The 26,168-nt window shown below is 38.1% G+C and carries 26 protein-coding genes and 3 pseudogenes; 16 read left to right on the forward strand and 13 right to left on the reverse strand.

Features of this window, described 5'->3' with window-relative positions; genetic code table 11:
• Positions 1-20: 20 nt before the first annotated feature.
• Genes LA20531_RS10300 through LA20531_RS10310 form a run of 3 tightly spaced genes read right to left on the reverse strand, consistent with a single transcriptional unit; the run spans position 21 to position 3,125 of the window.
• The gene (locus LA20531_RS10300; protein WP_013641801.1) at positions 21-854 is read right to left on the reverse strand and encodes an energy-coupling factor transporter transmembrane component T family protein; all 834 of its coding nucleotides are present in this window, start codon (positions 852-854) and stop codon (positions 21-23) included.
• Between the two features lies 1 nt (position 855).
• Positions 856-2,556 (reverse strand): ABC transporter ATP-binding protein, encoded by a 1,701-nt coding sequence (locus LA20531_RS10305; protein ID WP_056939330.1) that lies wholly within the window; start codon positions 2,554-2,556, stop codon positions 856-858.
• Between the two features lie 11 nt (positions 2,557-2,567).
• Positions 2,568-3,125 (reverse strand): ECF-type riboflavin transporter substrate-binding protein, encoded by a 558-nt coding sequence (locus LA20531_RS10310; RefSeq protein WP_013641803.1) that lies wholly within the window; start codon positions 3,123-3,125, stop codon positions 2,568-2,570.
• Between the two features lie 335 nt (positions 3,126-3,460).
• Between LA20531_RS10310 and LA20531_RS12025 the strand changes: the two genes are divergently transcribed.
• From LA20531_RS12025 to LA20531_RS10330, 4 genes and pseudogenes are all read left to right on the forward strand, one after another.
• Positions 3,461-3,625, forward strand: a complete 165-nt coding sequence (locus tag LA20531_RS12025) for a hypothetical protein (protein WP_224429443.1) — start codon at positions 3,461-3,463, stop codon at positions 3,623-3,625.
• Positions 3,626-3,687: 62 nt separating this feature from the next.
• Positions 3,688-4,332, forward strand: a complete 645-nt coding sequence (locus tag LA20531_RS10320; protein ID WP_056939331.1) for an FMN-binding protein — start codon at positions 3,688-3,690, stop codon at positions 4,330-4,332.
• 34 nt (positions 4,333-4,366) lie between these two features.
• Positions 4,367-5,417: pseudogene (locus tag LA20531_RS10325) on the forward strand (FAD:protein FMN transferase).
• Between the two features lie 3 nt (positions 5,418-5,420).
• The gene (locus LA20531_RS10330; protein ID WP_046432485.1) at positions 5,421-5,801 is read left to right on the forward strand and encodes a DUF1828 domain-containing protein; all 381 of its coding nucleotides are present in this window, start codon (positions 5,421-5,423) and stop codon (positions 5,799-5,801) included.
• Positions 5,802-6,084: 283 nt separating this feature from the next.
• On the opposite strand, the pseudogene LA20531_RS10335 reads toward LA20531_RS10330, so the two are convergent.
• Positions 6,085-6,416 (reverse strand): annotated as a pseudogene (locus LA20531_RS10335) (transporter).
• 15 nt (positions 6,417-6,431) lie between these two features.
• The gene (locus LA20531_RS10340; protein ID WP_056939332.1) at positions 6,432-7,370 is read right to left on the reverse strand and encodes a sugar-binding transcriptional regulator; all 939 of its coding nucleotides are present in this window, start codon (positions 7,368-7,370) and stop codon (positions 6,432-6,434) included.
• Between the two features lie 188 nt (positions 7,371-7,558).
• Here LA20531_RS10340 and LA20531_RS10345 point away from each other — a divergent pair, with 188 nt between their 5' ends.
• The 4 genes from LA20531_RS10345 (at position 7,559) to LA20531_RS11695 (ending at position 10,423) form a co-directional block, all read left to right on the forward strand.
• Complete coding sequence (locus tag LA20531_RS10345) at positions 7,559-8,905, forward strand: threonine/serine exporter family protein (protein ID WP_056939333.1); 1,347 nt, start codon at positions 7,559-7,561, stop codon at positions 8,903-8,905.
• A gap of 18 nt (positions 8,906-8,923) precedes the next feature.
• Complete coding sequence (locus LA20531_RS11685; protein ID WP_056939334.1) at positions 8,924-9,565, forward strand: hypothetical protein; 642 nt, start codon at positions 8,924-8,926, stop codon at positions 9,563-9,565.
• 109 nt (positions 9,566-9,674) lie between these two features.
• Complete coding sequence (locus LA20531_RS11690) at positions 9,675-10,046, forward strand: glycosyltransferase family protein (RefSeq protein WP_236943754.1); 372 nt, start codon at positions 9,675-9,677, stop codon at positions 10,044-10,046.
• A complete protein-coding gene (locus LA20531_RS11695; RefSeq protein ID WP_056939336.1) occupies positions 10,043-10,423 on the forward strand; it encodes a glycosyltransferase in 381 nt (126 codons plus the stop codon). The genes LA20531_RS11690 and LA20531_RS11695 overlap by 4 nt, the downstream gene beginning before the upstream one ends.
• 293 nt (positions 10,424-10,716) lie before the next feature.
• Here the strand turns inward: LA20531_RS11695 and LA20531_RS12030 are convergent, their stop codons facing one another.
• The 6 genes from LA20531_RS12030 to ybaK all read right to left on the reverse strand — a co-directional run bounded on the left by LA20531_RS12030 (position 10,717) and on the right by ybaK (position 14,362).
• On the reverse strand, positions 10,717-10,860 hold the full coding sequence (locus tag LA20531_RS12030; protein WP_156399023.1) for an LPXTG cell wall anchor domain-containing protein: 144 nt from the start codon (positions 10,858-10,860) through the stop codon (positions 10,717-10,719).
• Positions 10,839-11,660, reverse strand: coding sequence for a mucin-binding protein (locus LA20531_RS10360; RefSeq protein WP_162252719.1), 822 nt, complete (start codon positions 11,658-11,660; stop codon positions 10,839-10,841). Before LA20531_RS10360 ends, LA20531_RS12030 begins: the two co-directional genes overlap by 22 nt.
• Positions 11,561-12,004, reverse strand: coding sequence for a hypothetical protein (locus LA20531_RS11385; protein ID WP_056939339.1), 444 nt, complete (start codon positions 12,002-12,004; stop codon positions 11,561-11,563). Before LA20531_RS11385 ends, LA20531_RS10360 begins: the two co-directional genes overlap by 100 nt.
• A 174-nt stretch (positions 12,005-12,178) precedes the next feature.
• Positions 12,179-12,319 carry a hypothetical protein gene (locus LA20531_RS11700; protein WP_224429438.1) on the reverse strand — a complete coding sequence of 47 codons (141 nt, stop codon included), beginning with the start codon at positions 12,317-12,319 and terminating at the stop codon, positions 12,179-12,181.
• A gap of 426 nt (positions 12,320-12,745) precedes the next feature.
• A complete protein-coding gene (locus LA20531_RS11705) occupies positions 12,746-13,423 on the reverse strand; it encodes a YSIRK-type signal peptide-containing protein (protein WP_236704122.1) in 678 nt (225 codons plus the stop codon).
• A gap of 429 nt (positions 13,424-13,852) precedes the next feature.
• The gene (gene ybaK / locus LA20531_RS10380; protein WP_013437740.1) at positions 13,853-14,362 is read right to left on the reverse strand and encodes a Cys-tRNA(Pro) deacylase; all 510 of its coding nucleotides are present in this window, start codon (positions 14,360-14,362) and stop codon (positions 13,853-13,855) included.
• 62 nt (positions 14,363-14,424) lie between these two features.
• On the opposite strand from ybaK, the gene prmA reads away from it, so the two are divergent.
• The 6 genes from prmA (at position 14,425) to aspS (ending at position 21,914) form a co-directional block, all read left to right on the forward strand.
• The gene (prmA, locus tag LA20531_RS10385; protein WP_056939340.1) at positions 14,425-15,369 is read left to right on the forward strand and encodes a 50S ribosomal protein L11 methyltransferase; all 945 of its coding nucleotides are present in this window, start codon (positions 14,425-14,427) and stop codon (positions 15,367-15,369) included.
• 55 nt (positions 15,370-15,424) lie between these two features.
• Complete coding sequence (locus LA20531_RS10390) at positions 15,425-15,787, forward strand: hypothetical protein (RefSeq protein WP_056939341.1); 363 nt, start codon at positions 15,425-15,427, stop codon at positions 15,785-15,787.
• Between the two features lie 14 nt (positions 15,788-15,801).
• The gene (locus tag LA20531_RS10395; RefSeq protein ID WP_056939342.1) at positions 15,802-18,042 is read left to right on the forward strand and encodes a RelA/SpoT family protein; all 2,241 of its coding nucleotides are present in this window, start codon (positions 15,802-15,804) and stop codon (positions 18,040-18,042) included.
• Positions 18,042-18,479, forward strand: coding sequence for a D-aminoacyl-tRNA deacylase (dtd, locus tag LA20531_RS10400; RefSeq protein ID WP_056939343.1), 438 nt, complete (start codon positions 18,042-18,044; stop codon positions 18,477-18,479). Before LA20531_RS10395 ends, dtd begins: the two co-directional genes overlap by 1 nt.
• Positions 18,480-18,771: 292 nt before the next feature.
• The gene (gene hisS / locus LA20531_RS10405; protein WP_056939344.1) at positions 18,772-20,058 is read left to right on the forward strand and encodes a histidine--tRNA ligase; all 1,287 of its coding nucleotides are present in this window, start codon (positions 18,772-18,774) and stop codon (positions 20,056-20,058) included.
• 2 nt (positions 20,059-20,060) lie between these two features.
• On the forward strand, positions 20,061-21,914 hold the full coding sequence (gene aspS, locus LA20531_RS10410) for an aspartate--tRNA ligase (RefSeq protein ID WP_056939345.1): 1,854 nt from the start codon (positions 20,061-20,063) through the stop codon (positions 21,912-21,914).
• 61 nt (positions 21,915-21,975) lie between these two features.
• Here aspS and LA20531_RS10415 read toward each other — a convergent pair whose 3' ends face one another.
• Positions 21,976-23,160 (reverse strand): aminotransferase class I/II-fold pyridoxal phosphate-dependent enzyme, encoded by a 1,185-nt coding sequence (locus LA20531_RS10415; RefSeq protein ID WP_056939346.1) that lies wholly within the window; start codon positions 23,158-23,160, stop codon positions 21,976-21,978.
• A gap of 105 nt (positions 23,161-23,265) precedes the next feature.
• Entirely contained in the window at positions 23,266-23,523 is a 258-nt protein-coding gene (locus tag LA20531_RS10420) for a hypothetical protein (protein WP_013437748.1), read from the reverse strand.
• Positions 23,524-23,619: 96 nt separating this feature from the next.
• Here LA20531_RS10420 and coaBC point away from each other — a divergent pair, with 96 nt between their 5' ends.
• Both coaBC and LA20531_RS10430 read left to right on the forward strand, forming a co-directional pair.
• Positions 23,620-24,816: a bifunctional phosphopantothenoylcysteine decarboxylase/phosphopantothenate--cysteine ligase CoaBC gene (gene coaBC, locus LA20531_RS10425; RefSeq protein WP_056939347.1), complete on the forward strand. Its 1,197-nt coding sequence runs from the start codon at positions 23,620-23,622 to the stop codon at positions 24,814-24,816.
• 522 nt (positions 24,817-25,338) lie between these two features.
• Positions 25,339-26,137, forward strand: a pseudogene (locus LA20531_RS10430) (aldo/keto reductase family protein).
• The last annotated feature ends 31 nt before the right edge of the window (positions 26,138-26,168 follow it).

Below are 26,168 nucleotides of genomic sequence, written 5' to 3' on the forward strand. Positions count from 1 at the left end.
TTAATAGCGATCCCTTTTAATTATACAAATGGATTATAGAAGCGGCCGTGATCAAGTTGCCAAAGAAGTACGACAAGTAAAACTAGTACAACGGCTAATCCCATTACCCAAAAGTCATCTTTTTTAAATGATTCTGCAACATACCAAGTACGCTTTTTCTTGGAACCAAATCGTCTGAGTTGCATTGCCGTACTGATTGTATCGATTCGATCCAAACTAGTGAAGATTAGTGGCATGACAATGTTTAATGTGCCTTTGATTCGTTTAGATAATTTAGCTTTCTTGGATAGTTCAACACCACGTGCCTGTTGTGCGGCCGAGATGGACCAATAAGAATTTTGAATATCAGGGATGTAGCGCAATGCCAATGCTACGGCATAAGAAATCTTATAGCTGATACCGATGCGATTTAAACTTGCCGCAAATTGACTTGGATTCGTTGTGAGCAAGAAAAGCAGCACGACTGGAATTGAGCAGACGTATTTCAAGAATAAATTAAATAGGTAGAAAACTTCTTGAATGGTCAATGTAAAGTAACCAGCATGAATCAAGATACTCTTTGAATGATAGATATTTTCACCATAAGTTGGTTGGAAAAGGTAAACAAAGAGCAAATTCAAAATCATGAAAGCAACGATAAATTTAACGATAAAAGAAATTTGGCGCCATTTGATGTTTGCTTCCTTAAAAAGATAGATCGAGAGAATACCAATCGCAACTAGAAAACGGGTATCGTAAGTAATCATACAAGCTGCCGAAACTAGCAACATGAAAACTAACTTGGTCGTGGCATTTAGCTGATAGATAAAACCACTCCCTGGTTGATAGCCTAGTATTTGACTTTCATCATGCATATTACTTGTTCCTTTCTGAATTGATGTATGAGCGAACGAATGCGTCAGGATCCCTTAACTGATATTTTTTAGCTAAATCATATAAGCTGGTTCGCTTTAAAGCTGCCTTTCTGATTAAGCTCTTTTCAGTTAAAAGCTTGATTGGCAGAGTATCTGCAATTAATTCACCATCCGCAAAAGCAAGTGAGCGATTGGTGTATTCCATCATGAGGTACATGTCGTGAGTGATAATCATGATCGTTTTGCCTTGCTCATTAAGTTGATTTAAGAAGCTCATGATCTCAGTGTAAGTCTTCCAATCTTGTCCTGCAGTTGGTTCATCCAAGATAAGCAGATCAGGTTCAAGCACCAGAATTGCAGCAATTGTCACACGCTTTTTTTGACCGAAACTTAAAGCAGAAATAGGCCAGTTACGGTAAGGGTAGAGGCCACAAATCTTTAGCGCATGATAGACTTTTTCTTTGATTGCTTCCTTATTATAGTTGCGCAAACGTAAACCCAATGCGACTTCGTCAAAGATCATCTTTTGGGAGATCATTTGATTAGGATCTTGCATGACGTAGCCAATTTTTTCTGAACGTTCTTTGATTGAGAGTGAGGCTAAGTCATCACCGTTAAAAAGAACGCGTCCTTCGTTTGAGATGAAGCCACATATAATACGGCAAAGGGTAGTTTTACCAGCACCATTTTGACCAACGATTGAAACAAAGTCGCCTTTGTTGATGGTAGCTGTGACATCGTGCAATGGATTAACCTGCAATTTGTTGTAGCGGTGACCAACGCCTTTTAATTCAAGCAAAGGAGTAGTCTCTTCTTTTTCACCTTCCAGTATGCTGTGATTAACCCAGTCTTGCAATTGATGACCGATTTCGGGTTCATCGGGCAAAGCTGCGACGGAAGTTAAGTCAGGGATGTTGGCAATATCAATATTGGCTTTTTCCAACGCCTTTAAATAAAGCGGACTTCTAACGCCAATGTCTTCTAATCTGTTTTCGTGTAAAAGATCATTCGGCTTTTTATCAGCAACGATTTCACCATCATTAATTAAAATAATACGATCAAGTGATTGACGCATCACTTCTTCAACGCGGTGTTCGATGATGATTACCGTGGCATTTAATTCCTTTTGAATTTGATCAATTAAGGCCATTGTTTTAACGCCAGAAGCAGGATCCAGGTTGGCTAACGGCTCATCAAAAAGCAGAATAGGTGATTCATCAATTAAGACACCTGCTAAAGCCACAATTTGTTTTTGCCCGCCTGATAAATTCTGGGGTGATTGTTTTAATAAGTGCGAAATATTAAGCTCATCAGCCCAGCGATGTACCGTTTGACGAATCTTGTTTTGCGGCTTGCAGTCATTTTCCAAAGCAAAAGCAATGTCCTCCCCAACGGTTAATCCAATAAACTGACTGTCAGTATCTTGCAAAATAGTTGAAGTAGTAAAAGATAAATCGAATAAATTAGTATTCTGGATATTTTTACCGTCAACCAGGCATTCACCTTCGATATCACCTGTATCGATATTAGGAATCAAGCCGTTAAGACAGCGACCAATCGTTGATTTACCACTACCTGATGGTCCGGCAATGAGAATCTTTTCGCCTTTATTAATATCTAAGTTAATATTTTTCAGCGTTGGAAATGCCTGACTATCATATTTAAATGTAAAATTCTTGAATGAGATAATTGGTTGGGTCATAAAACGCCTTTCTAATCTTCTTTGCGTAAACTGCCTTTTTTGATTTTGGTTCCCGCGTATGCTTTAAGTAGCAGTGTACCCACAATCATGATAGTAATTCCGTTAGAGATCGTTGCGCTGATGCCCTGCACGAATACCTTATTGGCAGGTTCACTGTAAATCAGAATATCGCCGACTGGTGCAACAGCAATCCAGGCGATAGCGTTAGCCAGAATTTGCACGATATTAAAGAAAATAATTTGTTTAAAACCAAAAATGCCGTTTTTAAGATCCAATGGCTTTCTGGAAAGCCCAATTATCAAACCGAAGATTCCTGTGGCTAGAACCCAGCTCCACCAAGTTTGTCCATACATAATAAAGTCAGATAAAGCATGACCAATAAAACCTACTGCAAAACCAACTTTAGCTCCATAGATTGCCGCAAGCAAAGCAAGAAAAGGAAAGACGAGTTCAATATTGGTGTTAGGAATAGGCGTAGGAATTGAGGTAAAACGGGCTAAAATGACATAAATAGCCGAACCAATTCCGATTGCTACAACGTTTTTAACTGATAAGCCTCTAGTTTTCATAAATGTCTCCATAAAATTAGTATAGTTAAAAGGTATAATTAGAAAACGGTTACCGTCAAGGTAGGAATGCTTTTTCAGATTATTTACATAAAAGTTATTTAATTTGAATATTTTCGAATAATTTATAATAAAATAAGTTACGATTTTCACATTATGTTAAAATAGAACTATATGAATGAAAGAGGGTTAGAAGAATGTTCGCAACGGTGTTTTATTGGTGTGTTGTAGTTGCAGCATGTGCTTGATCATTAGTTTGGGCATTAATCTACCTAGCAAAGCATGAGAACGGCAACTTATGGATCTTTGCCATTATCAATGCTTTAGGCTTAATTGCATTGGGAATTTTATACTGGATTTATAGTTCACAAGACAACCAATGGTACTGGTTTGCTTCGAAGCAACTCGATATCGCTGGCTTAGTTTATGTATTTTACTTCTACATTGTTTTGGTTGTCTTCCAAGCTATTGCAGGAATTACTAAAAAGACGAAAAAAGCTTAATTGGTTTATTTAGAAGTAGTCTGGTTCGTTGAATCAGGCTATTTATTTTTGAAAAAAAGAGAATGTCACTAAAAAAGCATTTTAAATTTGTTGATATCAAAACATCCATTCTTTCCCTATATGCTTATGCGCTAGGATCAACACGATCTGCAGCAACTTCGTGCAAAGAAGTCATCATTGATACTTTAAGCAAAGAATTTAAGGCTAACGGCGCTAACGTAAACGGTATTCAAGTAGTTTCAGGTGCTACTAGTTCAAGTGACAGCATGAGAAACTATGCTAGTCAATTGGTTCAAGCTGCTCAAAGGGGTGACACCGCAACTATTCATATTAACAACAATGCTAAGTACAAGGATGGTACTTACAAGCTTGAAACTTTGAACTACGACCACGGTTACCACCAAGTTTACACTTTGACTATTAAGAACGGTAAGATTAAGTACGACCGAGTAAATAAGAAGGGTCAATCAAAGACTCAAAACGCTTCATACGAAAAGCAAATGAAGAAGTACTCAAAAGTTGGTCCTAAGGAATACATCAAGAAGTTAAGAAAAGAATTTTTAGACAATGACGGTGATATGGAAAAGGTACAAGTAGTCTCAGGTGCTACTGAATCTTCAAACGACTTCATTATCTATGTATCACAATTGTTGAACGCTGCTCAAAAAGGTAGTATGAAAGCTACTATTTTTTTATTGGAGATTTAAAATTGAAAAGAAAATTACCTATTATGTTCTTGTTATGTTCTTGCTTTTAGTAATGCTTCTTTCTGTAGTTACGGGATGCAGCACGAAGAGTAAGACGCAAAATAAAAGTACAATTAACCCAACCACTAAGCCTACTGAAGACACGCAATTTTTGATGGGTACTGTTTGTACGATCAAGGTTAATAACAAGAATAAGAGTGCAGCGCTAGATGATGGTTTGGCTCGTATTAAAAAGCTAGCCGATGAGATCACTATTAACCAAAAGGGCAGTGAAGTTGATAAGATTAATGCTGAAGCCGATCAAAGTTTCCGCTGATGTTTATGATTTATGCAAGAAAGCATATTACTACATTTAAAATTCGGATGAATCCTTTGACATGGCAATTGGGCCAATTACTAGTTTATGGCGGATCGGTTTTCCAGATGCCCATAAGCCAACGTAAAAGCAAATTGATGCTCGCTTGCCACTAGTTAACTATCGTAATGTTAAGTTCAATGATGCAAAACGCACCGTTTATTTAACTAAAAAGAATATGAAACTAGACCTAGGCGGAATTGCCAAGGGCTATATTACCGACCAAGTTAAAAAAGTTTTGATTAAAGATGGTGTAACAAGTGCAATTATTGATCTAAGTGGTAATGTATATGTATTAGGTCCTTCACCAACTAACCACAGTAATTGGACGGTCGGTATTCAGGATCCTAAGAAGAGTCGTGGTACCACTATTGGTTCTATCCCAGAAATGAATAAGACAATTGTTACCTCAGGTATTTATGAACGTTACTTGAAGGTCGGCAAGACCGTTTATAGTCATTTGATGGATCCTAAGACTGGTTATCCTTTCCAAAATAATTTAATGGGTGTTTCTATTGTGACCAAGAATTCGGTTGATGGGGATGCACTTTCAACTGCTAGCTTTGATAAAGGACTGGAAAAAGGCTACCAGTACATTGAACAAAAGAAGGGTACCGACGCAATTTTTATCACTAAGGATAAGAAAGTTTATGTAGCTAGTGGTTTGAAGAATAAATTCAAGCTGTTTAAGGATTCAGGCTACAAGTTAGCTCAGATCAAGACGAGGTAAAAAATGAAACAAGAAGAGACAAAGGCATTAAGCAGAGAAATCGGTGATTATGTAGCTGCAAATACCAATGTTATTTGGGTAGATGATCATACGATGCAAATTGCCACAATGATGATTGATGCTTATGGTGATACGGTTTATGTCTGGGTAGACGAAGCAGAAGATCATTGTCGTGTTAGTGACGGCGGTCGGATTTTATTCAAGCTTGACCCTAATGATGAAGACGTAGAACTAAATGATACGGCAAGAGAAATAGCTTTAGGATCAGGTTATCAATTTGACGATGAGCACTTTGAAATTTATGTCGATGTTGATCGCAAAAATGTTGCTCAAGCTGCGATGAAGTTAGCACAATTACAAGTAGCGATTTCATATTTAGGCTAAAAATACATCCCTAAACTCCAGTTTTAGTAGTTCAGGTATGTATTTTTATCTTCAGTTTTCTTCGGACATCATTAATCATTAGCAGGAATCCTTTCTACATTAACATCTTCCGGCTTTTGCACATTTAAATCAAAATTAGCAACAGCCTCATCTAAGTTCATCATGCTTTCTACATCTGGAATACAAGATTCAGTTCAAAACTCCTTATATATCACCTCACCGTCATCGTAAGCCGCTTACAATAAAAAGCTAAGAAAAGCCGCAACTTTTGTTGCGGCATTTTTTAAGCTTTTTTCTTATTATCGTGTTGCATAAAAATAAAGAAAGCAGAAATAATATTGATGATTACGGCAGGCAAGCCAGGACAGCGGTAAAGCCATAAAGAGCATTACCAACCACGCCTAATATTGGTCCAATAATGGAAATTTTTAAATTATGTGCTTGAACAACGGCAATAGCATTAATAATTACGCCGGCCCAAGCAAATAGGTAGTAGAACATCGCCATTCTAGTGGTGAAACTTGCACCGAAAATAGCGAACCATGAAGCGATGAATAAGAGGCAGTTAAACAGGCTAATGGCCCCGATCCATAGGTCGAATTTAGTTTTTTTCATTTTTTCCTTCAAAAATTAGTCTTCATGTTGCAGTACTCGCTCTGCGATAGCATCGTTGATTACCAAGTGAGTGATAATACCGCTACGAAGTGCTCCAAGCAAGGCCTCTGACTTAAAGCGATTGCTTACAACGCAAAAACGAATAGGTGTTTTCATGATATCCTTCATTGAAATACCACAGATATGCTTTTCAATGGAAGGAAAGAAGTTGCCATTGATATCGTAAGGACGGCCCATTATCATGCCTGCCACTTTATCTTGAGGGATATCTTTAAATAATTTTGGTCCGTAGTTAGTAAGTAAGAATTGGTTAGTTCTGAAAGAATCAAAGTTTCCTAAGCCAGTAAACAACAATTCAAGATCATGGTAGCAGTTTTCAATTATCTTGAAGTATGGTTCAGTTCTTAAAATAGGAATGATCTTAGGATTAATGACATATAGTGGTGCAGGCAGATTTAAACTGTGTGCATGCAAACTGTCAGCTGCTTCTTGAGTTAATGGATTCTTACGTCGGTTAGCGTTGATTGGTTGACCTAAAAGCTGCACGAAGTAAAGCTTAGTCAAAGTTTCTTCAGAAAAATCATTGATTACGCCGCGCATGGTTGCCCCCCAACTAACGCCAGCTATCTTAGTATTTTGTAGGTAGTTTTCGATTTGTTTAGAGGCAAAGTTGATGACAGCTTCACTATCGTCTTCCTTATCTTCATAGCAGTGCAAGATGAAGACTTCTTTTAAACCAAATTTCTTCTGAAATTCGCGCTCTAATAACTGATTGCGTTTGACGCCTTGGGTAATTTGAATTTTAACAATACCGCGCATTTCGGCATCATCCAGCGCCTTAGTAATTAAGTAGCGTGATAAATTGTATTTTTGTGAAATCTCGCCAATGTTTAATTTGCTTAAATAAAAATCATGAGCAATATCGGCTAATTGTTCATCTGTTAATTGTGCCACTTTAAATTTCTTCCTTTATATCTATTTGTCTTACTCTCTAAAAAATATTATAAGTTTAAAGTAATAAAAAAGGAGTACTTATTTTTAAAAATATAAAATTTTATGCCGGGCTTGATAAAAATCCTGTGGTAGAATAAAAGAGCTATAATCTTACTAAAAATCAAGGATAGAGGAAAGTAATCATATCAATGAATGAAAAGAAACAAGAACATCATTTATCTGAAAAGCACCATATGAAAATTCTATGGGAAGAGTTCTTCAAGAGTGATGGCGATACACTGGCCCAAGATGCAACCCTAGTTGAAAAAGCTTCGCTTGTAGGTAGAGTTGGCATCATGCTTTTAAGCTGCGGTACAGGAGCTTGGCGTGTGCGTGATTCAATGGACACAATCGCAAGAACGCTCGGCATCACTTGTTCAACGGATATTGGTTTGGTATCGATTGAATATACTTGCTTTGACGTTGATAATGAATCATACTCGCAAACCTTGTCTTTGCCAGCTACTGGTGTAAATATGACCAAATTGAATGAGTTGGAGAAATTTGTCCGCCAATTCGAAGCTGGTGATGGACAATGGACTATTGGTCAAATTCATAGACGTTTGCGTGAAATTGCCAATCAAAAGTCAGCTTATTCTTCTGTGATTGCTGGGTTAAGTTCTGGTCTTGCTTGTGCTGGATTTATTTTCTTGTTAGGTGGCGGCTTGCCAGAAGTTATTTGTGCCTTTTTTGGCGCGGGAGTCGGTAACTATGTCCGCTCACTTATGGGTAAACGAAAAATCACTTTGGTAGCCAAAATTGCAGTTGCAGTTGCGGTAGCCTGCGTAGTTTACTTTGCCTGCTTCAATTTAGGTACGCTACTCTTTCACTTGGATCACCACCATGCCTATGGTTATATTGGCGCCATGCTGTTTGTTATTCCGGGATTCCCATTCATTACGTCAGGACTCGACATGTCCAAACTGGATATGCGTTCAGGACTTGAACGACTTACTTATGCAATTTTGATCATTACGATTGCGACCATGGCTGGTTGGGCGGTAGCTACTGTTTTGAATCTCCATCCAGGTTCTATGCTTAAGCTTAAGATCGATCCAGGCATGTTAACATTCTTGCGTTTGATTGCCAGCTTTTGTGGGGTATTCGGCTTCTCGATTATGTTCAACAGTCGACCAAATATGGCGGCAACAGCAGCGATTATTGGTGCGATGGCTAATACGCTTCGTTTGAGTTTAGTCGATTACGCTCACATGGCTCCAGCTTTGGCAGCCTTTATCGGTGCGCTACTGGCTGGACTTTTGGCAAGTGTTGTACGACAAAAGGTTGGTTTTCCAAGAATTGCGATTACGGTTCCATCAATCGTAATTATGGTTCCAGGACTATACATGTATCGTGCAGTATTCAATTTTGGGATTACCAACATCAACATTGGTGCCTTCTGGATTACTGAAGCATTAATGATCGTGATTGCTTTGCCTTTAGGACTTCTTGCTGCTCGTATCTTGACTGACAAGAAGTGGAGACATGCAGATTAATATTTAAGGACGAACCATGTGGCTCGTCCTTTTTTGCTAAATGAGGAAAGAGAAATACATTATTTTATTACTAGTCAAGAAAATCCTACTCCTTCAGCGATTGAAATTGCGCAGATGCAGCGAGTTCATTTGTTTGAGTCGTTTGGACAAGAAGCTAAAATTATCGAAGTCGAATATAATCTTTGGCATGATGATGCCCGGGCAAGTTTGCAGTCAGCTGATTCAGTAATCAATCTTTTTCAGTATTATCAAAACTTGGGATTAAAGACTGAACAAGATGATGATGACGAATTAATTGCACAGATTTTGCATAGCTCAGATTATGACGTACAGGATAAAATTGCCTATCGTAATGGCAAGAAACGATTGCAGATTGTGTTGCGGGAGAATCGTTTGTATTCCGCAAATTATTACGATCAATACGGTTTTATGGGTCGAGCAGACTACTACGATGATGGCTGTTTAGCTTACTCAGAATTTTTCGAAGATAAGGAACGCTTAGTTTTACGCCAATATTATGATAATTTGGGTAAATCTAAGATCATGATGCATTACCGCGGTAGTGATGATAATCAGCCTGTTTTGTGTTTAGTACAATTGAATGAAGCAGAAAACTGGCACGATTTTGATAGTTTGGCAGAATTTAGAGCATATTTTTAGATAAAATTTGTAAAGCAGATTCGAAAGCAGTGATGTATGCGGACCGTTCTGACTATACTTTAGACGCCTTTAAATTAATGAAAGTGCATATATGGTGTTCCATTCAGCTTTGACGACTCATGGCCAGTATGATGGCGATATGTTTGATATTTATCAAGGCATTGGCGATATGCTTAAGGAAGGTTCTTTGACTGGCGTAATTTCATCCACAAATAAAGATGCAGATCATGCCGCCAACTTATTTGATACGGATCATAGCTACGCAATTCCGGTAACTTTTGTTAAAAAGAATATTACTCCTGTAGCCTTTAACAGCCGCAAGCCGTATAGTTTGATTGCGGTAGCGCGTCTTGATGCGGTAAAAAGACTCGATCATGTAATTAGAGCAGCAGTTAAGTTGCATGAGAAGTATCCGGAGTTGACCCTGACGTTTTATGGTCATGGGGATGCAGAAACTGAGCCTAAGTTGAAGGCTGGGTGAAGAAGCTGCAGGCTGAAGATTATATTGTGTTTGGCGGCTTTAAGCAGGATTTAACTGAGGTCTATAATAGCGCCTGGCTAGAAGTCTTAACCAGTCAATATGAGGGATTTGATATGGCTTTGCTTGAAGCACAAGAACATGGCTGTCCCGCAGTTAGCTATGATATTAATTATGGTCCTAATGAGATTATTACCAATAACTACAATGGTAGATTAATTCAGGCGGGGGATGAAACGGCGCTGGTTAATACGCTGGATCTTCATCATGCAATGATTGAAGAATATTTGAAAAATGCTTATCAAAGTCGACAGAAATATAGTTTTGGCAATGTAGCCAATGCGTGGCATAATTTCTTGCAATTAAAGGAAATAATTTAAAAATTGCAGGGGATAGACTATGAAATCGGTTTGGAGATCAATGATTTGGATATTGATCGTCGAGATCTTTATAACATGGATGGGCTACCAGAATACTCATAGTGCTAAGGTGTTGCTTATCTGCGTGATAATTATTCTCATTGGAATGCCCATTAAATTCTTTGACGAGAGAAAAAAATATCTGAAAGAACAAGAAAAGAAAAAAGAGTAAATGAAAAGCAGGCAGGATTTGATTCCTGTCTGCTTTTTGTATGTTATTAAGGGTTAATTTTTACGTTTATTTTTGTCGTAATCTAGTCCAAATAAACCAGCCAATGCAGCAATCCTAGACCAATGATTCCTAAGTTAGATTTGTTTTCACCAGTTTGTGGAAGTGTATTTTGCTTATTAGTAGTTGTCTTTGAAATAACAGGCTTTATCTGACCCTTTGACTGAATAGCATCTTTTCAATGTAAGTACTGGTTGCCTTAGGGGCGCTGAGATAGTTGTAGTCGTGACAATGTTTTTGCGTTTGACTATGAGGAGCAACGTTAGTACTTGATTTATAGTTAACTCTTTTAATTTCAGATGGTTGTACAGGAGTAGTGTCTGGTAAAACCGTTGCGTTAGTTGGTTGAGCAGTTGCAGTTGGCTCGACAGTAGGAAGTGGTGTTACTGGAGTAGTGGGATCTGGTGCCGGAGCTAAAGTAGGTTGTTGAGCTGGTTGAGTTGATTTAGGAGTTGATGGATTTATAGTTTGAATATATGGAATTTGAACTATGATTGAACCACCATTTTGGTTATATAGAGAAGTTATTTCATCGTCATTAAATGAAATGCCTGGAATACTGCCATTATCACCCTTAATGATTAAAAATGGTTTGCCAGTATTGTTGTTCACAATAAATGTACCATTTGCATCAAGCTTGTAGTTTCCAACCAATGTTTGTGGTAATTGACTAAATGGAATAGCCGGAAGTGAAATTGCATTGCCATTAGCGTCTACGAGTTTCCAGTTGCCATAGGCAATTACTCCAGTTACCAAATCAGTTTGTCCATCACGAGTAAAATGCAATTCTTGATTTATTGGGGCATATTGATCAGGAACAGTTTGTCCTTGCTTTGAGCCGTTCTCGTAGTAATAAGAAACGTGTTCTGTTATCGTGGTTGATTGTGATTCAGCTGCTTGCTTTTTATGTGTAAAGTGGACGATGAAGTATTGTGGGTGAGAGTCAGTTCCGTCTGTGTTGTTATTGATATTATTGAATTGAGGAAGATGCCGGTTACGGCAAAACTAGCTGGATTACCATCGGAGTCTAAAATAGTATCTGCACTGTCGGCATTTTCACTTTGGTAATTATCAAAAGTTGTCGCAGCTTCATCACCAAAATTAATCCAGTTACCAGCTGGGTCATTTACAGAAATAGCTTGATTATTAAAATTACTATCAACGTTTAAAAATTGCTTTAAATCATCATAATAATATCTGATTACTGCTTGTTGTTGCACTTGAGTTTCAGATCCATTACCGCTATTGTTTTGCCAAACGATAATATGGTTAGAAGTAGTGCCAGTACCTTTACTGTGAATTTCTAACCACACTGGTGAATTTCTTGGATTTTCAACCGCGGCGTCAACTTGAATGAAGTAGGCGTGTCTACTATAAGAAGTGTCATTTTGACCATTAGAAGGAACATGAAAAGGACCGTCACTTGATTGATCAACAGAGAAGCCAGATGAATTGGAATGAGCTTTTAGATAATCCTCAAAAGCTGTTTATTCATCTGGATGAGTAGTTAAGTAACTATAAACATTTTGTGTTTGACCAGAAGGTATGTCATCAATACCGTAACGATTACCTTGACCATCTGAAACTAAATTTGTTGGGACTTCAAAGATGTTAATTGAACTTGGCAAGAAAATTTGATTATGGAAGGTTGTGCTAAACTGAGCATTTATAAGCGTGAGAATATCATTAGGGTTTAAGTTATTACCATAATTGAAGTAGAATCACCATTGATATATGGTATCGTTATCCTTTAAATTGTTGTCGCTATAGTCCTTGTCACTTATATTATTCCATTGTCTTTCTGATCCGGCATTGGTAGTTACCATTTGAATCCTTGAAGAATTTCGCCTGAACTAACCCTGTCTTGAGTAGGAATGTAATGAGCATAAAATGCAGTTTTAGTTTCCGTATTACCTGTAGGATATGTAATTTTTACGCTTACAGGAATGTCTTCACCAGTTTTACCAGCGTTGCTTGCAAGATAATCCTTTACTTTACTATTATTTGCAAGAACATTAACACTAAGGGTAACGCTGGTAGTTAAATTGGTTCCGCTATACCAAGCGTTTAGCTATATCGGTACGTTTTTCAAAGTACCAATTTCCGCCATTATTGATTCCGTCATTAGTCATTAAAGGATCGGTTGAGCCAGTATCACCGTTAACGATTTGAACGGTAATCGGATTATCATGAGTGACGGATCTAACGTTGTTTAAATTAACAGTGGTATCAACTTGAACAGTATCTTGATCAGATGCTAAGTTAGCTGGATTATTTGGGGTAGTTGTTTGAGTTAAATTTGTACCATTATTCTTCTTTGTTGCGGGAACGGTAGAAGAGTAGGAAGGCTGATCAGTATCAGCTTCGCTTTTAGCTAATGAGATTGCGAGCTTGCTGTCGTTCTGTTTTTCTTGGGATGCAGTACTGTCTCCATTTTTATTGTTAGAAGATGATTCTTGGGTGTTGTCCTTAGAACTGATTTCTGATGAAGTAGAATTATCCGTCTTTGTTTCAACATTTTGTTGATCGGAATCTACTGTTTGAGCATTTTCTTTAACTTCAGTAGTTTGCTGAGATGCATTATTTTCGTCTGCGTGAACAAGTTGACTATTGCTTAAGAAAAATGTAGTACCAAGTGCTACTGCAGCTAAACCTACAGATATTTTACGAAAGCCAAATCTTTGTTTACCGTAAAGTTTGGCATTAAAATCTAAATCTTTTTTATGTTCCATAATATTTAAACCTTTCTTGGGAATTAAGATTTTTATAACACCTTTACAATAACACTTTTAAATAACAAAGCTACACAGAAAATACAAAAAATCTTATAGAAGTATATGGGCATAGCTATACCTATAATTACAGATTGGTAGGGATCTTATTTAACAATATAAAATAACGGCAATTTTATATAAGTACATAAAAAGGAGTAATATAAAATTACTCCTTTTTAAATATAAATATTATTTTAGTCGTTATTTATTTTGCAATTGCTAATGCGGTTACCACGAAAGCGGCAATCATTGCAACTGTAAAACCAATGATACCCAATAAAATATTCATTTCAGTCATCTTCCTCTATATATGTTACTTCTATAAATGTGGCATAATTTAAGTGTAACATAAAAATCGTCCAATGGCTGAATAAATTGTAAGCGTTTTTATTCAAGCAGATCAGCAAACTTAGCTTCTGTAACTTTGGCCAAGTCTTCTGGATTTAAGAAAACACTGCGTCCAAGTTTACCACTTGAAACACCAACTTCGTCTGTTTCCTTCATTGTGTTATCTAGATAGATAGGGAAGTGGTGCGTAAAGTGAATACCAATAGGAGTATTAGCACCATGAACGTAACCTGTTGTCTTTTCTAGTTTCTTTAAAGGAAGCATTTCACATTTCTTATTTCCAGAAACCTTAGCAAGTTTTTTCATGCTTAAATGTTCAGTAACTGGTACAACTCCGACAAGTGGGCCGGTTTTATTTCCTTCACATACCAAGGTCTTGTAGACGAATTGCTCTTTGTCCCTTAGAATAGAGGTGTCCATTTGCGCAACTCCACCTTTATCTTTGGTGACCGCAAATTCGGCTTGACGATACTTGACCTTATGTTGGTCTAATATTTTTTCGACTAATGTTTTCTCAAGTTTATTCTTTTTATTTTTCTTCTTTGACATATTTATCACCTTTAACCATGATAGCATTGCTCAAAGAAAATCCCAAAGGAGTTTATATATTAATGAAGTTACTTATTATTAAAATTGACACAAGTCATGAAGTAGAAGATGCTTTAGGCGTTTATGCTCAAGACAACTTAAATGCACTCGGCATTGAATCAAGAAAGCGCAGCGACTTTGAACAAGCCGGTTGGCTTCATGATTCGACTGTCGTTGAGATGGACGACATCAAAGATTTGCCTAAGGATACCTATTTCTATGCCTACTTTGATGAAGAAGCTGATAAAGATGAACTTGTTAAAAAATTCCAAGCTAAGCTCAAGGAACTTGCAGGTTATGGCTTAAATATCGGTGAAGGTAAGATCACTACTTCTTATATTAAGGACCAAGACTGGAACACTGCTTGGCAAAAGTATTACCACGTAATCGACTTCTCCAGACACTTGGCTATTGTACCTGAATGGGAAGACTACAAGCCTGCCTTTAGCGATCAACAATTGATCAAGCTTGATCCAGGTCTTGCCTTTGGTACAGGTAACCACAAGACTACGCAACTAGCTATGATGGGACTTGAACGTGCCATGATTAAGCCAATGAGCGTAGTTGATGTAGGTACTGGTTCTGGTATTTTGGCTATTGCTGCTTCCAAGCTTGGCGCAACCGATGTTTTAGCTACCGATATTTCAGATGAATCAGTGACTGCAGCTAAACAAAACTCAGCTTTGAATGATTTAACCAGCATTCGCGTACAAAAGACTAGTTTGCTTGCGGATGTTAAGGGTAAATTCGATATTATCGTAGCTAACATTTTAGCTGAAATCTTGCTCGACTTGATTCCACAAATGGATGCTCACTTAAATGATGGTGGTCAAATCATTTTCTCAGGTATTGATTACTTACAATTGCCTAAGATTGAAAAAGCCTTAGATGAGAATGGTTTTAAAATTGACTTGACCATGAGACAAGGTCGCTGGATTGGGTTAGCTATTACTAGAAAAGAAAAATAAACGTGGTAAAATATTATCAATTAAATTAAACTTTGATGAGAGACACAAATTTTTAATGAAAAAAATTGGGGATAAAATAAAAGAAATTTCAGTAATCAAGAAGTTAAATGCCCATGCATGGATGCCGCTTGTCTGGTGGAGTATTTTGGTGGCAATTTTGCCATACATTTTCAGTATCTGCCGTTTGCCAATAGTTTTTAGAGTTGGTTTGCTGTTTTTCATCATTAATGGCGTGATTGCCTATCATTTAGGCAGTTTAATCAGTCATTTGAACTTAAGCAGATGGTGGTTAATATTGATGCCAGTCGTGTTCGATTTAGCAATTTTGCCAAAATTTGCTCTGTATAATTTAATGTTTGGTTTGATTTATCTAATAATCGAACTCTTCGGACTACTGAATAAAAATATTTACCGTTAGAGGGGATGACCTTAATGTCCAAATATGTTGAAATGACTCATGATCAGGTAATTGATGCCTGCAAAAAATATATGAATGATAAGCAAGTAGCTTTTGTAGAGAAAGCATATGAGTTTGCCAATAAGGCTCATGCTGGACAAAAAAGGGCATCTGGCCAACCTTATATTATTCACCCTACACAAGTTGCTGGAACGCTTGCAACCTTAGGCCTTGATCCAGATACAGTGGCTGCAGGATTTTTGCACGATACTGTTGAAGACACGCCAGTAACCAATGATGAACTGAAAGAAAAATTTGGCGAAGATGTTGCTTTTATTGTTGATGGCGTAACCAAGTTAAACAAGTACGAATATAAGTCACACCAAGAATTTTTGGCTGAAAATCACCGTAAAATGTTGATTGCGATGGCTAAGGACCTGCGGGTAATCATGGTTAAATTGGCTGACCGTTTGCACAACATGCACACATTGCAGCACCTGCGTCCAGACAAACAACGCAGAATTGCTTCAGAAACCATGGATATTTATGCTCCGCTGGCCGATCGTTTAGGTATCGGGACGATCAAGTGGGAGCTGGAAGATATGAGTTTCCACTACTTAAATCCTGAAGCTTACTACCGTATTGTTAACTTGATGGATGTTAAGAGAAGTCAACGTGAAAAGTACATTGCTGATACGATCAAAACGCTTAAGAAAACTTTAGATGAATTAGGCATCAAGTACGAAATTTACGGTCGTCCAAAGCATATTTACTCCATCTACAAGAAGATGGTGAATAAGCACAAGGACTTCGATGAGATCTATGACTTGCTGGCTGTTCGTGTAATTGTTAAAAATGTCCGTGATTGTTACGCAGTTTTGGGTGCCGTTCATACCGAATGGAAGCCAATGCCAGGACGTTTCAAGGACTACATTGCTATGCCAAAGGTAAACGGCTATCAATCACTTCACACTACCATCATTGGACCCGGCGGTCGTCCACTTGAAATTCAAATCAGAACTGAAGCTATGCACCAAGTTGCTGAATACGGTGTTGCTGCCCACTGGGCATATAAGCGTGGCAACTTCAATGGGGTTGAAGCTACTTCATCAGGTGAAAAGCTAGATATGGTTCGTGAAATCCTTGAATTGAAGGATGAAACCAAGGACGCCGGCGAATTTATGAAGTCAGTTAAGAGTGATATCTTCTCTGACCGTGTTTACGTCTTCACGCCAAAGGGCGAAGTTTACGAATTGCCAAAGGGCTCTGTAACTTTGGACTTTGCATACGCAATTCATACCCAAGTAGGAAGTCATGCAGTTGGTGCCAAGGTTAACAATAAGTTAGTGCCACTTGACTACAAGTTGAGAAATGGTGACGTCATTGAAATTATGACGCAAACTAATGCCACACCATCTCGTGACTGGGCCGACATGGTTAAGACCTCAAGAGCACGCAACAAGATTCGCCGCTACTTCAGAGGACAAGACCGTGAAGAAAGCATCAATCACGGTGAACAAATGGTAGCCAATATGATTCGTGAAGAAGGACTTGCTCCTAAAGACTTCATGGATAAAGAGCACATTGAAAAATTATTGGACCACTTCAATTACCATACTGAAGAAGAATTGTATGCCGCAGTTGGTTTTGGCGATTTGTCAGCTCAAGCCGTTGTTAACCGTTTGACCGTTGACTTGCGTCGTGAAGACGAAAAACAAAAGCAAAAGAAACTCGAAGAGAAGATTTTGAATTCTGGTCAGCAATCTGTTCAAGAAGAGCAGCCAAAGAAGAATTCAAATTCTGTCATGAAGGTTAAGCATAAGAATGGCGTCATGATTCAAGGCGTCAGTGACTTAATGCTTCACTTGGCTAAGTGCTGTAACCCAGTTCCTGGTGATAAGATTATCGGTTATGTTACTAAGGGGCGTGGTGTTACTATTCACCGTACCGATTGCCGCAACATTACCAAGGAAGCTGAAGAACAAGGGCGTTTGATTGATGTTGAATGGGAGAATGTTGAAGAAAACAGTGTTCAATCATTCAATGCCAACATCGAAATCTTTGGCTACAACCGTTCAAACTTGCTTAGCGACGTCATTAACAAGTTGAACTCACTTACCAAGAACATCAATAATATTTCTGGTAAGGTTAACGAAGACAATATTGCTCATATTTATGTCACAGTTGCGGTTAAGAATGCTAACCAGCTTGATGAAATCTTGAGCAAATTGCGTGATATTCCAGATGTTTATGAAACAAAGAGGTCAGATAATTAATGCGAGTTGTAATTCAAAGAGTCAATCATGCGCAAGTCGATATTGCTGGCGAGACAGTTGGCAAGATTGGCAAAGGATTTTTGCTACTAGTTGGTATTAAAGAGGGGGATGAACTTCCCGTAGTCAAAAAGGCAGCCGATAAGGTTGCCAAAATGCGTATTTTTGAAGATGAATATGGTAAAACTAACTTGTCTTTAAAAGATGTACATGGTGAAATTTTGAGCGTTAGTCAATTTACTTTGCTTGCTAATACTAAGAAGGGTAATCGCCCTAGTTTTGTTGAAGCAATGCGTCCACCAAAGTCCAAAGAACTTTGGGAAGATTTCAATCATGAGCTTGAGCAAGATGGCTTCCATGTTGAGACCGGTGAATTCGGCGCCGACATGCAAGTTAGCTTAGAAAACGATGGTCCATTCACAATTGTGTTAGATCTTTAGAGAAAATCGCTTTCAAAGGTTGACTTTAATACAATAAAAATATAAGCTAAAAAAGAATTATCGATGACAAAGAATGAAGATTAGCAGAAATCTATTTAAAGAGACTGCTCATTGTGGTGAGAGAGCAGATAGATCGCGGTCTGTGACACCTTTAACAGATAATGGATCGTCTGGCGAGCGTTAATCGCAGCAACCAAAAAGGTGGTACCGTGCTAATTTAAGCGCCCTTGATTTTAGTTCAAGGGCGCTTTTTTTTATTAATAAAGTTATCAAAATAAAAAAGGATGATTAAATGAGAGTACAAAAACCAAAAGGCACAGTCGATATTTTGCCTGAACAATCCGGTTCATGGCAAAAGGTCGAAGAAACTGCAAGAAATTTCTTCAACCGTGCCAACTACCGTGAAATTCGTACGCCAAGTTTTGAAAACTACGAAATTTTCTCACGTTCAAGCGGTGATAGTTCTGAAATCGTAGAAAAGCAAATGTACGACTTCAATGATAAGGGTGGTCGTCATATTGCCCTTCGTCCAGAAGGAACTGCCGGAGTAGTTCGTGCTTACGTTGAAGACAAGATGTATGCACCAGAAGTAGTTAAGCCATTTAACGTATTTTACATGGAATCTACTTTTAGATACGAACGTCCTCAAGCAGGTCGTCAACGTGAATTCCACCAAATCGGTGTAGAAAGCTTCGGTTCAAGCAATCCACTTGCTGATGTTCAAACCATTATGATGGGTCACGACTTGCTTGCTGAATTAGGCGTTAAGAACTATCAACTTCACATCAATACTTTGGGCAATGAACAAGTACGTAAGGATTACCACAACGCACTTGTAAACTACTTCACTCCAGTTAAGGATGAATTATCTGAAGATTCTCAAAGAAGATTGCGTGATAACCCATTACGTATTTTGGATTCTAAAGATGATCGCGACAAGAAGTTCTTGCCAGATGCTCCTAAGATTCGTGACTTCCTTGATGATGATTCAAAGCAAAACTTCGAATCAATTTTGAAGATGCTTGATCAATTGGGCATTGACTATGTTATCGACGATGACTTGGTTCGTGGCCTTGATTACTACACTGGCGTAATCTTTGAATTCATGGTTGAAGATAAGAGCCTTTGGGAATCAGCTACTACTATTTTGGGTGGTGGCCGTTACGATCACTTAGTTGAAGAATTCAACGGCCCAGCTACACCAGCTGTTGGTTTTGGTATTGGTGAAGAAAGATTAATGCTTGTTTTGGAAAAGCAGAATCCAGCTTTATTTGAAAATAGAGGCATTGATTTCTTCATCACTAATATTGGTGATGGTACTGCTCAAAAGGCTATTGAAATTACTAGAAGTTTGCGCAAGCAAGGCTTTGAAGCAGATTTTGATGTTAACCAAAAGAAGCTTAAGGCACAATTCAAGAAGGCCGACCGTGATCATGCTAAGTATGTAATTACTTTAGGTGAAAAGGAACTTGAAAACGGCGTTTTGAATATCAAGCGTTTAGCTGATGGTAAGACCATTGATTTAAGTCTTGAAGACATCAATGATATGAGTAAGGTAATGAAGGATTTAGAGGATTAACAATGGAAAAGATCGAAGAAAGAACAGACTATTGTGGCAATATTACTGAAAAATATATAGGCCAAGATGTAAACCTTTATGGTTGGGTACAACGTGTACGTAACCTTGGTAACTTGGTTTTCATCGATTTGCGTGATCGTGAAGGTTTAGTACAAATCGTTGTTAACAAGGATTCCGGTAAGGAATTGATGGATATTGCTGACTCACTTGGTAACGAATACGTTCTTCAAGTTAAGGGTAAGGTTGTTAAGCGTTCAGAAGTAAACCCTGACATGAAGACTGGTCAAGTAGAAGTTGATGCTACTGAAATCATCATCTTGAACAAGGCTAAGAACCCTCCGTTTGAAATTAAGAATGGTGTTGATATTTCTGAACAAACTAGATTAAAGTACCGTTACCTTGATCTTCGTCGTCCAGAAGTTCAACAAGCTATTATCTTACGTTCAAAGATTTTGCGTGCTACTCACGAATTCTTTGACGAAAACGGCTTTATCGATATTGAAACTCCAATTTTAGGTAAGTCATCTCCAGAAGGTGCACGTGACTACTTAGTTCCTTCAAGAATTTACCCAGGTAGCTTCTACGCACTTCCACAATCACCACAATTGTTCAAGCAACTTTTGATGGGTGCTGGCTTTGATAAGTACTACCAATTGGCACGTTGTTTCCGTGACGAAGACTTACGTGGCGATCGTCAACCAGAATTTACTCAAATCGATATGGAAATGTCATTTGCTGACGAAGAAACTATCCAAGGCTACACTGAAGGTCTTTTGAAGAAGATTATGAAGGATGTTAAGGGTATTGACCTTAAGACTCCTATTAAGCGTATTACTTGGACTGACGCAATGAACAAGTACGGTAGTGACAAGCCTGATACTCGTTACGGCATGCTTATCCATGACTTAAGCTCAATCTTTAAGGACAGCGACTTCAAGGTATTCTCAGGTGCAATTGCTGATGGCGGCTTTGTTAAGGGTATTGCTGTTAAGAACGGTGCTAAGGAATACTCACGTAGGAAGCTTGACAAGAAGGCTGACTTCATCAAGCGTTTCCACGCTAAGGGTTTAGCTTGGGTTAAGTACGAAGATGGTGAATTCTCAGGTCCTGTTGCTCGTTTCTTGACTGATGACAACAAGGAAGCTTTGAAGAAAGAATTCGACCTTGAAGGCGGCGAATTAGTAGTATTTGTTGCTGACAAGTGGAAGGTAATTTGTGACTCATTGAACCACCTTCGTCGTGAATTCGCTAAGGAAACTGGTATTATTCCTAAGGGCGTTTATGACTTTGTCTGGGTTGTTGACTGGCCATTATTCGAATACGATGAAGGTCTTGGCCGTTGGGTAGCAGCTCACCACCCATTCACCATGCCAGATGATGAAGGTGTAAAGCTTTTGACTACTGAACCACACAAGGCACACGCACGTAGTTACGACATCGTTATGAACGGTGACGAAATGGGTGGAGGTTCAATCCGTATTCACAAGCGTTCAATCCAAGAAAACATGTTTAAGGCACTTGGTTTCACTAAGAAGCGTGCTTACGAACAATTTGGTTACTTAATGGATGCTTTGGACATGGGCTTCCCACCACACGCAGGTCTTGCAATTGGTCTTGACAGATTTGCTATGATGCTTGCTGACAAGGATAATATTCGTGACGTATTGGCATTCCCTAAGAACGCTAGTGCTTCAGAACCAATGATGCACGCTCCAGCTCCAGTAGCAGATCAACAATTAGCTGACTTAGGTATTGAAGTTGAAGATAAGTACCAAGACAGTGTTAAGGCAACTGAAGAACGTCTTGAAAAGATGGCTGCAGAAGATGCCGAAGAAAACTCAACTTGGGACAAGTAATCTTTAAGTAAAAACACAAAAATAGACTTCCGAAAAGGAAGTCTATTTTTGTGTTTTTGTTTTATAAATCGTTAACGAAATCGGTAATTCGCTTTAAACTTTCGTATAATTGTTCAGTTGATGATGCATAAGATAGTCTTACGTAGCCTTCGCCACCTTTACCAAAATAACGACCAGGAGTTACACCAACTTTAGCCTTTTGTGCCAATTCAAAAGCAAATTGTTCATCATCGATGCCATATTTTTCAGGAATTTTGGCAAAGATATAAAAGGCACCTTGTGGCGTAGCCATTTCAAAACCAAGCTTTTCCAAGCCGATTTGCATAAATTGCAACCGCTTTTCATAGATTGCTCTTGCTTCAGCAGGATCACTTTGACCATTGTTCAATGCCTCAACGGCAGCCATTTGCACATTGTCAGTAACAGAGGTTACTAAAAAGGCATTAACTTTTTGAATGCTCTGCATGATTTGCTTAGAAGCAGCGATGTAACCTAAACGCCAACCAGTCATTGCGTATGCTTTAGATAAACCAGAAATTAAAATATTGCGATCTGGAATATATTCGGACAATGAATGATGTTCCGCATTGCCATAAACGAGTTCAGCGTAGATCTCATCAGTAATTGAATAGATTTTGTATTCTTTAATTACTTCGGCTAGTTGTTGCAAAGTTTCTTTAGCATAAACACGGCCGGTCGGGTTGGATGGGTCGGTCAAGATGATTGCCTTTGCTCCCTTGCCGCGACCGTTTAAAACGTGACGCAAATGTTCAGGCGTTAAAATGAAACCGTCTTTTTTGGTATCAAGTTGAATAGGGGTAGCACCAGTCATCTTGATCAACTGGAAGTATAGTGCCCAAACTGGAGTAGGAACGATAATCTTGTCCCCAGGATTAAGCAAAGTCATAAAGACGTCGTTTAAAGCACCGGTTGCACCAACAGTGACGCAGATTTCATCTTTGGGATCATAATGAACACCGATGGAACGGTCAAGGTAGCAGCTGATTGCTTTAAGTAGTTGAGGTTTACCAGCTTGTGGTGCGTAGTGTGAGTCATCATCGTTAATGTCGCGAATGGCAGCCTTTTTAATATGATCTGGTGTAGCAAGATCAGGCTCACCAATAGTTAACTTGATAATGCCAGGGATGCCTGAAACTTTTTGATCAAATGCACGAATTTTTGAAGCGGATAAGTTACTAAGGTTAGTATTGATAATTGATTTTAAATCACTAGATAAATTTGGCATATAAGTAAAGTCCCTTTCTATATTAATATAGATTCTAAAGTACAGAAATGAAGATGACAACCTTTTTATACTCAATCAAAAAAGAAGTTACTATATGTCACCCCTCTAAGAATTATCTTTTAAAATACCATTAGAATTGGTATAAATCGCTTTCTTTTCGTGAACTGGCTTTTGCCATGGAAGTAGTGGCAAAGGTCTAGTAGGTGGTTTAACTCTATTCTTCTTTTTCAAAGAAACTGGCTGATTAATTACTTTAACTGTAGTAATTTCTTTGTTAGGTGGTTTGGGTTGTGCCTGCTTGCTACAGCCAGCTAGTGAAGCAAGGCTTAAGGCAACCAGCGATAATTTTATTATAAGCTTCATTTTATCCTCCAAAAATTTATCCCTAGCCGTTATTCTACTATTTTTAGCAATAATGATAAAATAAAAATAAATTTGTTTGAGAAGAAGGAATAAAAAATGGCAAAAGTAGCAGTCTATATGACAGGCGGCATTGCTATGTATAAAGCCGTGCAAGTCGTGCGAAATCTTGAAAAAAGTGGTCATGAAGTACGGGTAGTAATGACTAAAAATGCGGAACGTCTGGTTACTTCTAACACATTGGCCGCATTGACTAAGTATCCAGTATTGGATAATCTATGGAAAAAAGAAAATGAAGCTAGCATACCGCATGTTCATTTGGCTCGCTGGACTGACTTAGCCTTAGTTGTTCCAGCAACGGCTAACTTTATTGCTAAAATGGCTAATGGTCTAGCTGATGATGCCGCTAGTACCACGATTCTGGCAACAAGCGCACCAAAATTGGTTGTGCCTGCAATGAATGATCAGATGTGGAGTAATCCTGCTACTCAACGCAATTTGCAATTTTTAAAAGAAAATCAAGTGCAGATTATGGAGCCAGCGGTGGGGATGCTGGCGGAAGGTTATGCTGCTAAAGGTAGAATGCCTGAGACAGAACAAATCTCTGCTTGGGTAGAAAACTTTTTGCAGCAAAAAGAAATCTTAAAAGATAAAACCATTATCGTCACCGCCGGAGGAACAGAAGAAGCAATTGATCCGGTTCGCTTTATTGGGAATCGTTCTAGTGGCAAAATGGGAATTTCTATTGCTCAAGCCGCTGCCGAGATGGGCGCAAAAGTAAAATTAATTTATGGGAATGTTACAGTTGCCTTGCCGCAAGATGAAAAGATTGAATTGTATCATACTGCAAGTAGCGAAGAAATGTTAACAAAAGTAAAGCATGAATTTGCCAAAAGTGATGTGTTAATTATGGCGGCTGCCGTAGCTGATTGGAAGATGGCTAAAGTGGCCGACCATAAATTGAAAAAGCAGGCAAATCAAGCTACTTTGAAATTAACTTTAGTTAAAACGAAAGACATTTTACGCGAAGTGGTCAAACATAAAAATCCAGGGCAATTAGTAGTTGGTTTTGCTGCTGAAACAAATGATTTGCTAAAGAATGCAGAAAAGAAGCTGCATGAAAAAGGAGCAGATCTGATCGTGGCTAACGACGTTTCGCAAAATGTCTTTGGCAATGATAATGATAAGGTGACTATCCTTAAGCAAGATGGCACGATCGATGAATGGCCTGAGATGAGTAAAAAAGTAATTGCTAAGAAATTATTGATATACGTGAATAACTTTATGCATAAATAATTAATGTAACATTTTTGTAACATAGCACAAACAGCCTATACAAATAGCATTGCAATAGGATTCTGACTATAAAATATAACCAAAATTGTGCAAAGATACGATAATTATGCTTGTTTTAGTACAGAAAACTAGTATTATAGGTTTTGGAATTAAGAGACTGAAGAGAAAGAGTTGATGGTTTATGAAATCAGCCCCTTCTTTTTTTGTATATAAAATCTCGTCTAAGAAATGACTGATAATCTGCAAAGAAATATCGCTATAGCCTATTTCATCGCGCTTTTTGCTCTGTTGTTTAAAATGACAATTTTGTTAAAAAGTAAAAATTATGAGTATATGTATAGGATTTTAATAAGATTTGGTGTATGCTATTCACAGTAGGTTCAATACATTAGATTACAAAAATAATGAATCTTTTTATTAGCTATGCACATATAGGAATTAAAAAACAACAGAGACATATTAGATAAAAATATAGAGGTGTAGAGTATGTACTCTGATAAAACTTTAACGCTTAACAACTGAATAAAGATTCCTCAGATACAATTAGGTACTTGGCTAATCAATAATGATGACGTAAAAAAGTCGTTCGTCAGGCCATTAGTGTTGGTTACCGCGCTTTTGATACCGCAAGAGACTATGGTAATCAGAATAGCGTAGGCAAGGGAATTTGGATTCCGATGTTTAACGCAGTGATATATATTTAACAACTAAATTGCCAACTGCCGTCAAAGACTATGAGGGCACTAAGAAGGCAATTGATGAAGCTTTGGATCGCTTCAGCTTAGAATACATTGACATGCTTCTGATTCACTCACCGCAGCCTTGGATTGAAGTAAATAGAACCAATGACCGTCACTTTGAAGGTAACCCTGAAAACTGGTGGGCTATGGAAGAAGCCGTAAAGGCCGGTAAAGTTAGATCAATTGGTGTGTCTAATTTCTTGCAAGAAGATGTGGCTAACATTGTTAATAATGGTACGATTAAGCCAGCTGTTAACCAGATCGAAGTTCATATTGGACATGTGCCAACAGATTTGATGAAATATTGTGAGAACTTAGAAATTCAAATCGAAGTATATTCACCACTTGCTCACGGACGTTTACTTAAGGATCGTAAGATCAATGAATATGCTAAAAAATATGGCGTAAGTCCTGCACAATTGATGCTTGTCTTCGACTTGCAACTAGGCTGTATCGTTTTACCGAAGAGTGACAATGTCAGTGAAATGAAAGATAACTTGAGTGTTGATTTTGAAATTAGTAAAGAAGATATGGACGAACTAGTTAAATTAAAAGAAAACACTCAGGCCATGTCAGTTTAATAAGTATCGCTGAAAAAGCGGTGCTTTATTT

It is taken from the genome of Lactobacillus amylovorus DSM 20531, from assembly GCF_002706375.1.
In the GTDB taxonomy this organism is placed as follows: Bacteria; Bacillota; Bacilli; order Lactobacillales; family Lactobacillaceae; genus Lactobacillus; species Lactobacillus amylovorus.

Bases quoted from the DNA above. Each gene is read 5' to 3' on its own strand.
- LA20531_RS10300 (WP_013641801.1), bottom strand. From the start codon at position 854: ATGCATGATGAAAGTCAAATACTAGGCTATCAACCAGGGAGTGGTTTT.
- LA20531_RS10305 (WP_056939330.1), bottom strand. From the start codon at position 2,556: ATGACCCAACCAATTATCTCATTCAAGAATTTTACATTTAAATATGAT.
- LA20531_RS10310 (WP_013641803.1), bottom strand. From the start codon at position 3,125: ATGAAAACTAGAGGCTTATCAGTTAAAAACGTTGTAGCAATCGGAATT.
- LA20531_RS10320 (WP_056939331.1), top strand. From the start codon at position 3,688: ATGTCACTAAAAAAGCATTTTAAATTTGTTGATATCAAAACATCCATT.
- LA20531_RS10330 (WP_046432485.1), top strand. From the start codon at position 5,421: ATGAAACAAGAAGAGACAAAGGCATTAAGCAGAGAAATCGGTGATTAT.
- LA20531_RS10345 (WP_056939333.1), top strand. From the start codon at position 7,559: ATGAATGAAAAGAAACAAGAACATCATTTATCTGAAAAGCACCATATG.
- LA20531_RS11705 (WP_236704122.1), bottom strand. From the start codon at position 13,423: ATGGAACATAAAAAAGATTTAGATTTTAATGCCAAACTTTACGGTAAA.
- ybaK (WP_013437740.1), bottom strand. From the start codon at position 14,362: ATGTCAAAGAAGAAAAATAAAAAGAATAAACTTGAGAAAACATTAGTC.
- prmA (WP_056939340.1), top strand. From the start codon at position 14,425: ATGAAGTTACTTATTATTAAAATTGACACAAGTCATGAAGTAGAAGAT.
- LA20531_RS10390 (WP_056939341.1), top strand. From the start codon at position 15,425: ATGAAAAAAATTGGGGATAAAATAAAAGAAATTTCAGTAATCAAGAAG.
- LA20531_RS10395 (WP_056939342.1), top strand. From the start codon at position 15,802: ATGTCCAAATATGTTGAAATGACTCATGATCAGGTAATTGATGCCTGC.
- dtd (WP_056939343.1), top strand. From the start codon at position 18,042: ATGCGAGTTGTAATTCAAAGAGTCAATCATGCGCAAGTCGATATTGCT.
- hisS (WP_056939344.1), top strand. From the start codon at position 18,772: ATGAGAGTACAAAAACCAAAAGGCACAGTCGATATTTTGCCTGAACAA.
- aspS (WP_056939345.1), top strand. From the start codon at position 20,061: ATGGAAAAGATCGAAGAAAGAACAGACTATTGTGGCAATATTACTGAA.
- LA20531_RS10415 (WP_056939346.1), bottom strand. From the start codon at position 23,160: ATGCCAAATTTATCTAGTGATTTAAAATCAATTATCAATACTAACCTT.
- LA20531_RS10420 (WP_013437748.1), bottom strand. From the start codon at position 23,523: ATGAAGCTTATAATAAAATTATCGCTGGTTGCCTTAAGCCTTGCTTCA.
- coaBC (WP_056939347.1), top strand. From the start codon at position 23,620: ATGGCAAAAGTAGCAGTCTATATGACAGGCGGCATTGCTATGTATAAA.